The organism is Enterobacter sp. MGH 37 (assembly GCF_000534515.1).
In the GTDB taxonomy this organism is placed as follows: Bacteria; Pseudomonadota; Gammaproteobacteria; order Enterobacterales; family Enterobacteriaceae; genus Enterobacter; species Enterobacter kobei.
Genome location: NZ_KI973206.1, coordinates 937,181 through 950,512, shown reverse-complemented (window position 1 = coordinate 950,512; position 13,332 = coordinate 937,181). Strand labels below are relative to the sequence as shown.

11 protein-coding genes are annotated in these 13,332 nt (G+C 55.4%); 4 read left to right on the top strand and 7 right to left on the bottom strand.

Annotated features, from left to right (window positions below; all coding sequences use genetic code 11):
- Positions 1–62 precede the first annotated feature (62 nt).
- Complete coding sequence (locus L383_RS06655; protein ID WP_023331531.1) at positions 63–2,105, top strand: AsmA family protein; 2,043 nt, start codon at positions 63–65, stop codon at positions 2,103–2,105.
- 94 nt (positions 2,106–2,199) lie between these two features.
- Here L383_RS06655 and L383_RS06660 read toward each other — a convergent pair whose 3' ends face one another.
- From L383_RS06660 to L383_RS06670, 3 genes are all read right to left on the bottom strand, one after another.
- Positions 2,200–3,522 carry an MFS transporter gene (locus tag L383_RS06660; RefSeq protein WP_014885593.1) on the bottom strand — a complete coding sequence of 441 codons (1,323 nt, stop codon included), beginning with the start codon at positions 3,520–3,522 and terminating at the stop codon, positions 2,200–2,202.
- A 261-nt stretch (positions 3,523–3,783) separates the two neighbouring features.
- Positions 3,784–4,809: an inner membrane protein YhjD gene (gene yhjD / locus L383_RS06665; protein WP_014885592.1), complete on the bottom strand. Its 1,026-nt coding sequence runs from the start codon at positions 4,807–4,809 to the stop codon at positions 3,784–3,786.
- Between the two features lie 50 nt (positions 4,810–4,859).
- A complete protein-coding gene (locus L383_RS06670) occupies positions 4,860–5,759 on the bottom strand; it encodes a LysR family transcriptional regulator (RefSeq protein WP_023331530.1) in 900 nt (299 codons plus the stop codon).
- A 119-nt stretch (positions 5,760–5,878) separates the two neighbouring features.
- Between L383_RS06670 and L383_RS06675 the strand changes: the two genes are divergently transcribed.
- Both L383_RS06675 and L383_RS06680 read left to right on the top strand, forming a co-directional pair.
- On the top strand, positions 5,879–6,637 hold the full coding sequence (locus tag L383_RS06675) for an SDR family NAD(P)-dependent oxidoreductase (protein WP_023331529.1): 759 nt from the start codon (positions 5,879–5,881) through the stop codon (positions 6,635–6,637).
- A gap of 173 nt (positions 6,638–6,810) precedes the next feature.
- The gene (locus L383_RS06680) at positions 6,811–7,413 is read left to right on the top strand and encodes a response regulator transcription factor (protein WP_014885589.1); all 603 of its coding nucleotides are present in this window, start codon (positions 6,811–6,813) and stop codon (positions 7,411–7,413) included.
- Here L383_RS06680 and L383_RS06685 read toward each other — a convergent pair.
- The gene (locus tag L383_RS06685; protein WP_014885588.1) at positions 7,392–7,730 is read right to left on the bottom strand and encodes a lysozyme; all 339 of its coding nucleotides are present in this window, start codon (positions 7,728–7,730) and stop codon (positions 7,392–7,394) included. The genes L383_RS06680 and L383_RS06685 overlap by 22 nt on opposite strands.
- A 71-nt stretch (positions 7,731–7,801) precedes the next feature.
- A complete protein-coding gene (locus L383_RS06690; protein ID WP_023331528.1) occupies positions 7,802–8,341 on the bottom strand; it encodes a GNAT family N-acetyltransferase in 540 nt (179 codons plus the stop codon).
- A 146-nt stretch (positions 8,342–8,487) separates the two neighbouring features.
- On the opposite strand from L383_RS06690, the gene L383_RS06695 reads away from it, so the two are divergent.
- Positions 8,488–10,077 (top strand): STY4199 family HEPN domain-containing protein, encoded by a 1,590-nt coding sequence (locus tag L383_RS06695; protein WP_023331527.1) that lies wholly within the window; start codon positions 8,488–8,490, stop codon positions 10,075–10,077.
- Between the two features lie 62 nt (positions 10,078–10,139).
- Here L383_RS06695 and L383_RS06700 read toward each other — a convergent pair whose 3' ends face one another.
- Together L383_RS06700 and gorA are read right to left on the bottom strand one after the other, a co-directional pair.
- Positions 10,140–11,789 (bottom strand): alpha,alpha-trehalase, encoded by a 1,650-nt coding sequence (locus L383_RS06700; RefSeq protein ID WP_014885585.1) that lies wholly within the window; start codon positions 11,787–11,789, stop codon positions 10,140–10,142.
- A gap of 185 nt (positions 11,790–11,974) precedes the next feature.
- Entirely contained in the window at positions 11,975–13,327 is a 1,353-nt protein-coding gene (gorA, locus tag L383_RS06705) for a glutathione-disulfide reductase (protein WP_023331526.1), read from the bottom strand.
- Positions 13,328–13,332 lie beyond the last annotated feature (5 nt).

Sequence of the window (13,332 nt, the reverse complement as noted above, 5' to 3'; positions counted from 1 at the left end):
GCCCGTTTCCCCTTGTCTGGACTATAGTTTTACAGGACAGGCCATCAGGAAAGGGGACAAAAATGACAAAGACAACCAGGGTTATCTCCTGGACTACAGGGATTTTCTTGTTGTTGATCGTGGTTATCGTCGTCATTATTGCGACGTTTGACTGGAATCGCCTTAAGCCGACCATCAACCAGAAAGTCTCAGCTGAGCTGAACCGTCCCTTCGCCATCCGCGGCGATTTGGGCGTGGTATGGGAACGTCAGAAACAGGAGACCGGCTGGCGAAGCTGGATCCCCTGGCCGCACGTCCACGCCGACGACATTATTCTCGGCAACCCGCCGGATATTCCGGACGTCACCATGGTCCATCTGCCACGCGTTGAAGCCACGCTGGCGCCGTTAGCGCTCCTGACCAAAACCGTCTATCTGCCGTGGATTAAACTCCAGCAGCCCGATGCGCGTCTGATCCGCCTTTCTGAAAAGAACAACAACTGGACGTTTAACCTTGCCAGCGACGGCGAAAAAGATCCCAATGCCCGGCCCTCTTCATGGTCATTCCGTCTGGACAATATTCTTTTCGATCGCGGGCGGATCGCCATCGACGATAAGGTCAGCAAGGCGGATGTGGAGATCCTGGTCGATCCGTTGGGTAAACCGCTACCGTTTAGCGAAGTGACGGGCAACCAGGCGAAAGGCGATAACGCCAAGGCGGGAGATTATGTGTTCGGCCTGACGGCCAAAGGGCGCTACAACGGCCAGCCGCTGAGTGGGAAAGGAAAAATGGGCGGCATGCTGGCGCTCAGGAGCGAAGGTACGCCGTTCCCGGTGCAGGCGGATTTCCGTTCAGGGAATACGCGCGTGGCATTCGTGGGCACGGTCAACGACCCGATGAACATGGGGGGCGTGGATCTGCGGCTGAAATTTGCCGGTGATTCGCTGGGTGAACTGTATGAGCTGACCGGTGTGTTGCTGCCCGATACGCCGCCGTTCGAAACGGACGGGCATCTGGTTGCCAAAATCGACACCGAAAAATCGTCTGTCTTTGATTACCGGGATTTTAACGGCCGCATCGGTGACAGCGATATCCACGGCTCGCTAACCTACACCACTGGAAAACCGCGCCCGAAACTGGAAGGGGATGTGGAGTCCCGCCAGCTACGTCTGGCCGATCTGGGCCCGTTGATTGGCGTGGATTCGGGCAAAGGCACGAAGTCGAAAGAGGTCAAAAAGGACGTTCAGCCTGCGGGGAAAGTGCTGCCTTACGATCGCTTCGAAACTGACAAATGGGACGTGATGGATGCCGATGTACGCTTCAAAGGGCGTAAAATTGAGCATGGCAGCACGTTGCCGCTGAGCGATCTCTCGACGCATGTCATTCTTAAAAACGCCGATCTGCGCCTGCAGCCGCTGAAGTTTGGTATGGCGGGCGGAACGATTTCCTCGAACATTCACCTCGAGGGCGATAAAAAGCCGATGCAGGGGCGCGCCGAAATTCAGGCCCGCAGGCTGAAGCTGAAAGAGCTGATGCCAAACGTGGAGTTGATGCAGAAAACCCTCGGTGAAATGAACGGTGACGCGGACATTCGCGGGGTAGGGAATTCCGTGGCGGCGCTGCTGGGCAGCGGCAATGGTAACCTGAAACTGCTGATGAACGACGGCCTGGTCAGCCGCAACCTGATGGAGATCCTGGGGCTGAACGTGGGCAACTTTATCATCGGGCAAATTTTCGGGGATGACGAGGTGCGGGTGAACTGCGCCGCGGCCAATCTGGATCTGGTTAACGGCGTGGCGCGTCCGCAGATTTTTGCCTTCGACACGGAAAACGCGGTGATTAACGTGACCGGTACCGCCAGCATGGCCTCAGAGCAGCTGGATTTGACGATCGACCCGGAAAGTAAAGGGATCCGTATTATTACCCTGCGCTCGCCGCTTTATGTCCGCGGCACCTTTAAAAATCCGCAGGCAGGCGTGAAGCCCGGGCCGCTGATCGCGCGTGGTGCGGTGGCCGCAGCCCTCGCGACGCTGGTCACCCCAGCCGCCGCGCTGCTGGCATTGATCTCGCCGTCAGAAGGTGAGGCGAACCAGTGTCGGACAATTTTGTCGCAGATGAAGAAGTAAGGTGCGGGATGTTTTTGCCGGGTGGCGCTGCGCTTACCCGGCCAACATTTTGAATCGTAGGCCGGGTAAGGCGTAGCCGCCACCCGGCATGAGCTTACAGTGCCTGATGCTTAGTCTCATGCGTCAGCAGCAGCGCAATCAGCGTCAGCGCCGCCATGGCCGCCAGGTAAACGCCCACGTAGAACAGACCATAATTTGCCTGCAGCCAGGTGGCGATGTATGGCGCAACGGACGCCCCCAGAATGGAAGAGACGTTGTAGGAGAACGACGCACCGGTATAACGCACTTCCGTCGGGAACAGCTCTGGCAGCAGCGCGCCCATTGGGCCGAAGGTCAGCCCCATCAGGCTAAGGCCAATCAGCAGGTAGGCCATCACCAGTGCCGGGCTACCCGAACCCAGCAGCGGCGGGAAGACGAACAGGGCAAACAGAATGATCAGCGTGGTGATCGTAATCATGCTCGCACGACGACCGAATTTATCCGCCAGCAGGCCGGCAATCGGCACCATCACACCAAACCCGATGACCGCCATCATCAACATCCACAGTACTTCGTTACGCGGCAGACCCAGCCCAACCGGCGCGGCGGCGGTACTGTAGGTCATGGAGTAAACCGTCATGATGTAGAACAGCGTATAGGTTGCCAGCATGATGAACGTGCCCAGCACGGTGACGCGGACGTGTTTGGTCAGCAGCGTGCCCAGCGGGACTTTCACCTGTTTTTTCGCCGCGGCCACTTTAGCGAACACCGGCGTCTCATGCAGGGACACGCGGACATACAGGCCAATCAGCACCAGCACGGCAGAGAAGACAAACGGAATACGCCAGCCCCAGTTCATGAACTGTTCATCCGTCAGCAGCCAGGAAAGCAGCAGGAAGGTCCCGTTGGCAAAGAAGAAGCCAATCGGCGCGCCAAGCTGCGGGAATGAACCGTACAGCGCGCGTTTACGCGGCGGGGCATTTTCGGTCGCCAGCAGCGCCGCGCCACCCCATTCACCGCCCAACCCCAGACCCTGACCAAAACGCGCCAGCGCCAGCAGGACCGGCGCCAGAATGCCAATGGTTTCGTAGGTCGGCAGCAGGCCGATCGCCACGGTGGAGATCCCCATCGTCAGCAGCGAGGCCACCAGGGTGACCTTACGACCAATACGGTCGCCAAAGTGTCCAAACAGCGCAGAGCCAATCGGACGTGCAACAAACGCGATAGCAAAGGTTGCCAGAGACTGCAGCGTCGCCGCCGTCGGGTCTCCCTGCGGGAAGAAAATATGCGGGAAGACGATGACCGCAGCGGTGGCGTAAATGTAAAAGTCGAAGAACTCAATGGCGGTGCCAATCAGCGATGCGACGACAACTTTATTGCGCGAGTTGACCGGGACGTTTTCCGCGCCAGAGTCGAGTGTTGTGGCTGTTGCTTGCATAATATTTTCTTATTTTTTATCGAACGAAAGGCCATATTACGCACAGCAAAAGCGACATTTCAATCTGTAACAAAGTCGCGTTCTGGTGATAAAAGCAACAAAAAGCGGATAATTTTCAGGCCAGCGAAAATGCTTCCATGAAATGCTTCACAGTTTTTAAATATTGGTGGATAAAACTGGTTTTTGGTTAAATAAAAGTTACGGACTGGATTTATATGCTGAAATGATGAGTCGGGCTGAAATTTCAGCCCGAGAGAGGGGTTAGCGGTGTGTTTTTCCCGGCATGCGTGTGTCGCCTTTGTACTCGGCGGTGGCAATCCACGCGGCGCAGAACAGGGTCAGGCGGGCGAAGAAGTAGAAGAAGGCCATCAACCCCAGCACGGAGCCGAACGCCGCGCCCGACGGGGATTTCACCAGCGACGGCAGGGTGTAGGTCATCACGATTTTAATCACTTCAAAGCCTATCGCCGCAATCAGCGTTCCGCGGAGCAGGGCCTTCTTGCGCGGACGATGACGGGGCAAACGCCAGAAAATCCAGAAGAACAGCAGGTAGTTGGCGAAAATGGAAATCGCCAGCCCAATGCCGCGCCAGGCCGGTTTCAGCCATTCGATGTAATCCAGATAGAGTGCAGAGATAATCATCTGCTGTGCGGAGCCCGCCACGGAGGTAATTGAAAGCGTAACGATGAGCGCAATGAGCAGGCCAATCAGCGAAACAAAGTCGCGGAGATACTTAACCCATATTTTCTCCTGATCCTGCGGCTTACGCTCCCACACCTCACGCGACTGGGCGCGAATGGCCTCGCGGAGGTTGCCCATCCAGTTTACCCCGGAGTAAAGGGCGATAAGCAAACCAACGATCCCAACGGTCGTACGTTGCTGAACAGCGGTATTAATCGTGCTTTTTAGCGTGGTGGCGAGGGTCGGGTCACTGACGTTATTCAGGATTTTATTGAAAATATCCTGCAGCAGCGTCGGGTGTGACGCGAGCACAAAACCGGCCGCTGCAAACGACACCATCAGAATGGGGATCATCGACAGGAAGGAGAAATAGGTGATGGCAGCACCAAACTGGTTCCCCATGCGGTCATTAAAGCGCTCGGTCGCACGTATTAAATGCGCAACCATGGGAAACTGCTGAATTCTTTCTGCCAGGCTGGTGACGGTGCCCAGCGTCTTGCTGGCCGCCCCTGGGGTTTTAGCCTTTTCTGGCCCGGTTTCCATCTTCTTGATGGGATCATAATCTAAATGTTGGGTGGGTCGTTGCGGGTTATTTTCCGGCGTCACGCGTCTTTTCCTTTTCGTTAGGCTGGATGTTACTGAATTATAGCTTGCGACTAATCCACGTAAGCTTTTGTGAGTTCGGTCAGCCACTCCATGAACAGATGTACCCGACGGGAGAGGTTGCGGCGATGGGGATAAATCAGGGACACGGGCATCGGTTCCGCGCGATATTGCGGGAGGATCTCAATCAGTTTTTTCGCCCGCAGTAAATCACGTACCCCAACACGTGGAACCTGAATGATGCCCAGCCCGGCAAGGCAGGCCGCCTGATAGGTTTCCGTGCTGTTGACGGTTAATACGCCGCCCGTCTTTATCCACTGCGTTGCACTGCCGTTATAAAATTCAAAGCCCTGCGGACGGGTACCCAGCATGGCGGCGTAGTGAATCACAGCGTGTGAGCCCAAATCATCCAGCGTTTCAGGGTAGCCAAAACGCGCCAGATAATCCGGACTGGCACAGTTAATTACCGTCAGTTTCCCCAGCGGCCGGGCAATTAACCCTGAATCTTTCAGGGAACCCACGCGGACCACGCAATCAAACCCTTCGCGAATCACATCCACCAGACGATCGCTGCTGCTGAGTTCCAGTTCAATACCCGGGTACTGCTGCAAAAAAGTCGGCAGTCTGGGGATGACTAAATTTCGAGCAACGCCGACGGGCATATCCACGCGCAGCCTTCCGCTTATGGTGGAGGGATCGTGCTGAAACAGTCCGTCCAGTTCATCAAGGTTTGCCAGCAGATCTTTTGCCCGTTCGTAATAGACCATGCCGTCCTGCGTCAGGCTGACGCGACGCGTGGTCCGGTGCAACAGCTGGGTGCCAAGGCGGTTTTCAAGGGCCTGAATTTGCCGCGAAACGCTGCCTTTCGGCAGCGTTAAGGTTTCTGCAGCACGGGAAAAACTTTCCAGTTCCGCGACGCGCACAAACAGCTGCATTGCGTGAATTTTATCCATAGATGAAGCTCATTGTTGTTGCTGTTGAAACAGTGAAGCGTTTTAAACCCTCTTTATTGATCTTCTATCACCTAATAAGCTCTTTCTCAATCTCCATAACAGCCAAAACGAGGTTTATGATGACTGAACGTATCGCATTAGTGACGGGTGGTAGCCGTGGTTTGGGTAAAAACGCGGCGTTGAAGCTGGCGGCAGACGGAACGGGAATTGTTCTGACGTACCACAGCAATCAGCAGGACGCGCTGGAGGTTGTTCGCGAAATTCAGGAAAAAGGCGTGAATGCTGCAGCATTACAGCTCAACGTCGGTGATATTGCCAGCTTCGATAAGTTTGCTCAGCAGCTTCAGGAAATCCTTAAGACCGTCTGGCAACGCGACACCTTTGATTATTTATTGAACAATGCCGGGACGGGTTTATATGCACCCTATACCGACACAACGGAAGCCCAGTTTGATGAGGCGATGAATATTCATTTCAAAGGGCCTTTCTTCCTGACACAGCGCCTGCTGCCTCTGCTGAATGACGGAGGCCGGATCCTCAACGTCTCCAGCGGGCTGGCCCGTTTTACCCAGCCAGGCTCCGGTACCTATGCAGCGATGAAAGGGGCGATGGAGGTGTTGACCCGCTATCAGGCGAAGGAGCTGGGTGCGCGTGGTATCTCCGTCAATATTATCGCGCCGGGCGCGATAGAAACCGACTTTGGCGGTGGACGCGTTCGCGACAACGCGCAGCTTAATCAGATGCTGGCATCACAGACGGCGCTGGGGCGGGTGGGGTTGCCGGACGATATCGGCGATGCCATCGCGGCACTGCTCAGCGATAAGCTGGGCTGGATGAATGCGCAACGTATTGAGGTGTCAGGCGGTATGTTCCTGTGAGGCCTGCTGTAAAGGGGAGGGAACCCCTTAAGGAAATCCTTAATGCCGATGTGTCAAAATACGGGCAAATATAAAAACCACTCGCGGATTTGTAACCTCTCCATTCATTGAGTTTTTTCTTAAATACTGCCTCTGTAGAATCCCCCTTCGCTATTCTCAGAGGGAGAAAAACGATGCGAGTAATCATGTTTGACAGGCAGTCGATATTTATTCATGGAGCGATACACGGTCTGCAGGAGTTAATTCCTGAAATAAATATAACGGGCGCTTGTCAGGCGGACGATTTATGGGGGCAAATATCTGCTTCACCGTCTGCTATCGTGATGATTGACGGCAATTTGATCCAGGAAGAGGAGAGTGCTTTCCTGGAAGAGCTTATGGATTCCTTCCCGGCGATACGGGTGATTATGGTTCTGGCAAGAAAAGAGGCCAGATGGGTTGAGCAGCTCATGCAGCGAAACGTGATGGCCATTATCCCCCGTAACGCTAACCCCGAACGGTTTGCCGCCGTGCTGGATTCCGTGTCGAGAGGGATGGTCTGCTTTCCCGGGGAGTGGGTTAGCCAGCAATCATCAGCGCAGCCGTTACTCTGTTTAAGCGAGCGTCAGCGCGAGGTACTCAAACTGCTGGCTGCGGGGGAGTCAAATAAAGAGATTGGCCGCAATCTCAACATCAGCGCGGCCACGGTAAAAGCGCATCTGGAAGCACTTTTTCGGCGGCTGGAGGTGAAAAACCGGACCCAGGCGGCCATGTACTATACCCGGGCGATAGCCTGATACAGCGCGTTCAGACGTGAAGGCGTCTCGGCGAAACTGAATATCAATACTACCAATGCATCATGCTGCTGTTGGGTTAATGGGCGTGTTATATTTTCCCGCAGCAGCCTCTCACATAACTGAATATCCTCCTGAAGCAAACATTCTGCCTGGAGCGGAGTAATGCCTCCGTGAAAATTGTCCTCCTCATGGATCGCATGTCCATAGCCGATCACCCATAAACCATTTTCATCACGATATTTCTCCAGTGAAAGCCCCTGATGCTTCTTTATTAAATCAATGGCGGCATAAGAGATATTCAGCGCATGACCTTTCATATTCATTTCCTCGTAATGGCGATACTGTAGAGGAATTGAACAATGAAGAATATCCGCCAAATGGCTGTTGATCAGGCGTTATGGTTCAGATATTCATGCCGCAATAAACCCAATAACCAGTCATTTTGCCAGCGTCCGGAAAGGTGATAGCTCTCGCGAAGCTCCCCCTCCAGACGAAAGTGGGCTTTTTCCAGCAGACGTCTGGAGGCGACATTTCCCGCCGTGACGGTGGCGGTGAGCCGACGTAGTCCGCCCTCACGAAAGGCGTAATCGCAAAGCGCCTGCAGGGATTCGAAACCGTAACCTTTCCCCTGCGCCTCGGGTGCAAAAAGAAAGCCCACTTCAGCGCAATCGTCCTCACGATGAATATACCCGGTCACGCCCAGCGGTGCCTGAGAGGTGGCATCACGGACGACGAGACACAGCCAGTGCGTGCTGCCCGGCGTCCAGAGGGGCAGACGAGAATCAAACGCCTCACGAATCGCGGCAACGGGACGGTTTTCCGCCACAAAGCGCATCACGTCAGGATGTTGCTGCAACGCCAGAAAAAAGGGCCAGTCATGCTCCTGCAGAGGCGAGCAATTCAGGCGTGAAGTCATTAAAACCGGCATTAAGATTCTCCTGAAACATTTTTAATGATTTTAGGGTTGTCACTTTATTTCAACAGAAAGTCAGGTATGGTTAAGCATGTATAAATAAAAGAAAAATGGCCATAAGTGCCCATTCCTGATGTCTTCGTTGTCGCTTAAGGAAAACAATGACTCTCAGCACATCACATCATATTCGCGAACAGTTTGAACACTGTCTGGCGGTCATTCGCCAGGCGTCGGTTGAAATTTTGCTTCTCCTGAATGTACATGTTTCTGAGGGAAAAGATCCACGCTGGCTCCTGGAACAACTGGATAGCGCACGTTTAGCGCTCGGGGGATGGGCAGCCGTTGCGAAGACGCTCAATCTGAATGATGCCGAGATGTCGGAATTTACGCTGCAGCTGCGCCTGCTGCAGCAGCGCGTTCCACAGTATGAAAGCGGGCAGGATGTCAGCGAAAACCAGCTGATTGCGGCGATGCGCTTTGTGACCACGCTGGAACATCTTCGTTTGCAGCAACCGTTGCTGACTTACAGCACGGAGCTGGCAACGGGTAGCGAACTGCAGCAACAGCAGGCGCACAAGCAGGTTCGCGCCATTGAGCTGATGATTAAAGGACTTATTCAGCAGGCCTGGCCCGATCAGGTGCGGCTCAATAATCATCTTAAGACCTTATTTAATGCCGACCGGGTAAGACGCTGGCTGAAGCTCGGGGAGATCAACGATATCCTGAGCGGGATGATGTTCAGTGAACTGGCGCAGATGCTGGTGGATAAAAAAGAGTTCAGCCGGTATTACGCCTCGCTGTTTAACGATCCTGCCATGCTGACGCTCCTGGTAGAACCGCGTAAAACGCTGCAAACCTTCCTTGATGATATTCGGCAAATTCGCAACAACATCACGGTTCAGAAAACGTTAAGTTCGGCGCAAATTCAGCTGCTGGATAACTACTACATGCAGATTTCCCGACCGGTTCAACGTGCATTCGAAGAGGGGAGAACGCGCGTCAACCCGGCCGGATTGATGGCGGTGGACGCCAGTGAACTGCACACTTTCTGGGAAAAGGCGCAGAAAATGGATCGGGTTACCGGTGGCGATCTGTTTGAGGTTCGTGACACGATTGAAAAGCCGACCCAGCGCGCGCCGCGCACGCCCGAACAGCGTGAGCAGCTTATCTCCGGTGCGTTATGGGGCGCGGTTGGCGTGATGGTAATCGCCATCCTGGTGGGCGGCTTCTGGCTGGTGACCAGCAGCAAACCGCAGCCATCGGCCGAACACACTGCGCAAGCGGCGCCGCCGAAAGATATGCGCGAAACCCCTTCTGCGCGCGAGACGCTGACCCGCATGGGGGTGACCTGGGACGACAATAATTTCCGTTCAGCGATTAATCGCAACGATACCCGTGTCGCGCAGCTCTTTTTGCAGGGCGGGATGGACTGGAAGCTGTCATGGACCGAAGAGGCGATGTCGGCAGGCCATGACGACGTGCTGGAACTCATGCTGCGCTACCGACGGAACATGACGGAAGAGAAGCCATGCCGTCGCTTTATCAACACGCTCAGCCACGCGATGTCGAACGGTGAGTCCCTGACCTCAGTGCGTAAAGCGTATCTCAAAGCGTTCTGCACCGTGCCCGCCGTGGTGAAGCGCCAGCAGCACGATCTGGATATGGCTAGGCGGCGTGCGCAGTCGCAACCGGATGCCACCACGAAAAAATGGCAGTCTATTCAGACTGCCATTTATGAGGTTATCCGCTGATTCCTTTATCCTCTCCCTGTTGTGGGAGAGGGCCGGGGTGAGAGCACCAGACCGCACCCCACTCAAGGCTCCCCATACAACCCTATCAGCCGTCGCACTACGCCGTTGGTCCAGCCGAAGCCGTCCTGAAGGGGATATTCACCCCCGCCCCCCTCGCGTGGCGTACTGCTGGCGATATGATACTTCTCAATCAGCTTGTGGTGGGTCTTATAAAAATGATTCACCGTCTGCAGCCAGCTCCAGGCGATCTCATCGCCCAGTGAGTCATTGCCATACTGCTTGAACCCCTGAATGGCCATCCACTGCAGCGGGGCCCAGCCGTTGGGTTTATCCCACTGTTCGCCGGTTTCATACTCGGTTGCCAGAATCCCGCCCGGCGTCAGCAGTCGCGTTTTCACCGCATCCGACAGTCGATCGGCCTGTTCATGCGTGGCCATACCGACGTACAGCGGCACAATGCTCGCCGCAGAGAACAGCGCCATCACTTCGCGGCGCCAGTCATAGTCGCGATAGCAGCCGCTTTCTTCATCCCAGAGGTAGCGGTTAATCGCGGCGCGGCGATCGCTGGCCTTCTGATGGAACAGTTCAGCGGTCTCTTTATCCCCTTTCGACGCCGAGATATTGGCGATAGTACTCTCCAGCTTGAACAGGAAAGCATTCAAATCGATCGGGATAAACTGCGTGGTGCGAATGCTGGCCAGTCGGCCAGGCTCACGCAGCCAGCGGGAGGAGTAATCCCAGCCTGAGGCTGCACCCGCGCGCAAGTCACGATACACTTCGTTTGGCGGACGTCCGGAGTGACGGGCCGTTTCTACGTCCTCAATCCACGATTCGTCCCGGGGCGTATCGCGGTCGTCCCAGTAGCGGTTGAGCAATGATCCATCCGGCATACGTACCGCGCTGCGATAGGCCTGATTAAGCAGCAGCGACTCGGCACCGTCCATCCAGAAGGCGTGCTCCATCTTGAGGTGCTCAAGGTAACGCTTCGCGCCGCGTACCCCGTCCTCTTCAAACAACTCGACCATCAGGGCAAAGACCGGCGGCTGAGAGCGGCTGAGGTAATAGGTACGGTTACCGTTTGGGATATGCCCGTAGCGTTCGATCAGCCACGCGAAGTTATCCGCCATACACTTCAGCAGGTCATTACGTCCGCTCTCCGCCAGCCCCAGCATGGAGAAATAGGAGTCCCAGTAATAGGTCTCACTGAATCGCCCGCCGGGCACAATATAGGCCTGCGGTAACACCAGCAGAGAGGACCAGGGGATATGGTCCTGCGGTTCGCGCGTCAGCACCGGCCACAGGCTGTCAATGTGCTCTTTTAGCGACAGACCGGGGTCAGAAACATATTCCGTGCCGTAGGTGGCCGGTAGCCAGAAGTGGTTCTCTACAAACTGGCGCAGGTCGAAATCCCGGTGACGTTTCACTTTACGATAGCGGATCAGGATATCCAGCGGGTCCATCTTCGGCGCGCAGTCAGGGAAGGTTTTGCTGTCCGCGAACAGGCGTGTTGATTGAACATGCTCGAACAGTTCCAGATAGCGATCGGCGGGCGTCAGGGCATCGGAGGCGGGTAGCCCCTCGATCATTTCGGGTTCCGGCTCCGCCTCAATCATTTCATCCAGTTTCAACTCGCAGGGATCGGTCTCGTAGCGCAGCTCTTCTGCGATCTCGAATTCGATATTCTCGGTAGCCTGTAGTTTCTGGTTGAACATGGTGATAGGGACCTCCGGTTGTGTGTACTTAAAGACAGTTTTTTTCCGGGCGTCTTATAAGCGTAGACATTCGCTTCGGTAGATGGGGAGGGAAATGTGCGGTAGATCACTATTTTCGGAGCATTCGTTTTGCAACGATTTATGAATGTGAATAAAAAAAGCCCCTCCGGGGAGGGGCTTCTGCCTTAACGCATGGTAACAAATTCTTCCGCGGCGGTCGGATGGATTGCCACGGTGTTGTCGAAGTCTTTCTTGGTCGCGCCCATTTTCAGCGCCACGGCGAAGCCCTGCAGGATCTCATCCATGCCGAAGCCAATGCCGTGGATACCCACAATCTTCTCGTCCGGGCCCACGCAGACCAGCTTCATGCGGCATGGCTGACGGTGAGAGGTGACGGCGGTATACATCGCGGTGAACGCGGATTTATACACTTTCACCTGGTCGTCGCCATACTGCTCGCGCGCCTGCGGCTCGGTTAAGCCAACGGTGCCGATGGGCGGATGGCTGAAGACCACGGTCGGGATGTTGGTGTAATCGAGATGCTCGTCAGGCTTGTTGTTAAACAGACGTTCGGAGAGACGACGTCCCGCCGCAACGGCCACCGGGGTCAGCTCTACGGCACCGGTGTTATCGCCAACTGCGTAAATGCCCGGTACGCTGGTGTTCTGGAACTTATCGACGACGATATAACCTTTTTCGTCGGTTTTAACGCCGGTCACGGCCAGGTTAAAGTTGTCATTAGCTGGTTCACGACCAATCGCCCAGATCAGGCAGTCGACGGTCTGGCTGCGGCCATCTTCCAGCTCCAGCGTCAGGCTGCCGTCCGCATTTTTCACTACCGCTTTCGGCACCGCGTGGGTGTGGAGTGTTGGGCCTTCAGCGTTCATGACTTCAACCAGCGTCTCGACAATCAGCGGGTCAAAGCTGCGCAGCGGCGCGTGTTTACGCACAAACAGGTGCGCTTCCGCGCCAAGGCCGTTGATCACGCCCGCCAGCTCTACCGCAATGTAACCCGCGCCAACCACGGCAACGCGCTTAGGCAGCGCAGGCAGTTCAAAGAAACCGTCTGAGTCGATGCCGTATTCCACGCCCGGAATGTCCGGGTGGCTCGGACGACCGCCGGTGGCGATCAGGATATGATCGGCGGTGATCGTCTCACCGTTCACTTCGATCGTTTTCGCATCCACAAAGCGGGCAAAGCCGTGGATCACATCGACGTTGTTCTTACCCAGCACGTTGTCGTAGGAGGTGTGAATACGGTCGATGTAGGCGGTACGGCTGGCGATTAGCTTGTCCCAGTCAAAGTGATTGAGGGTGGTGTCAAAGCCGTAATCCGGGCCGTACATATGGATAGCTTCACGGATTTGCGCTGCGTGCCACATCACCTTCTTCGGTACACAACCCACGTTCACGCAGGTGCCGCCCAGCGCTTTAGCTTCGATCAGCGCACATTTCTGGCCATACATGGCCGCACGGTTGATGGAGGCGATGCCGCCGCTGCCGCCGCCGATTGCGATGTAGTCATAATGCTTAGTCATAGCTT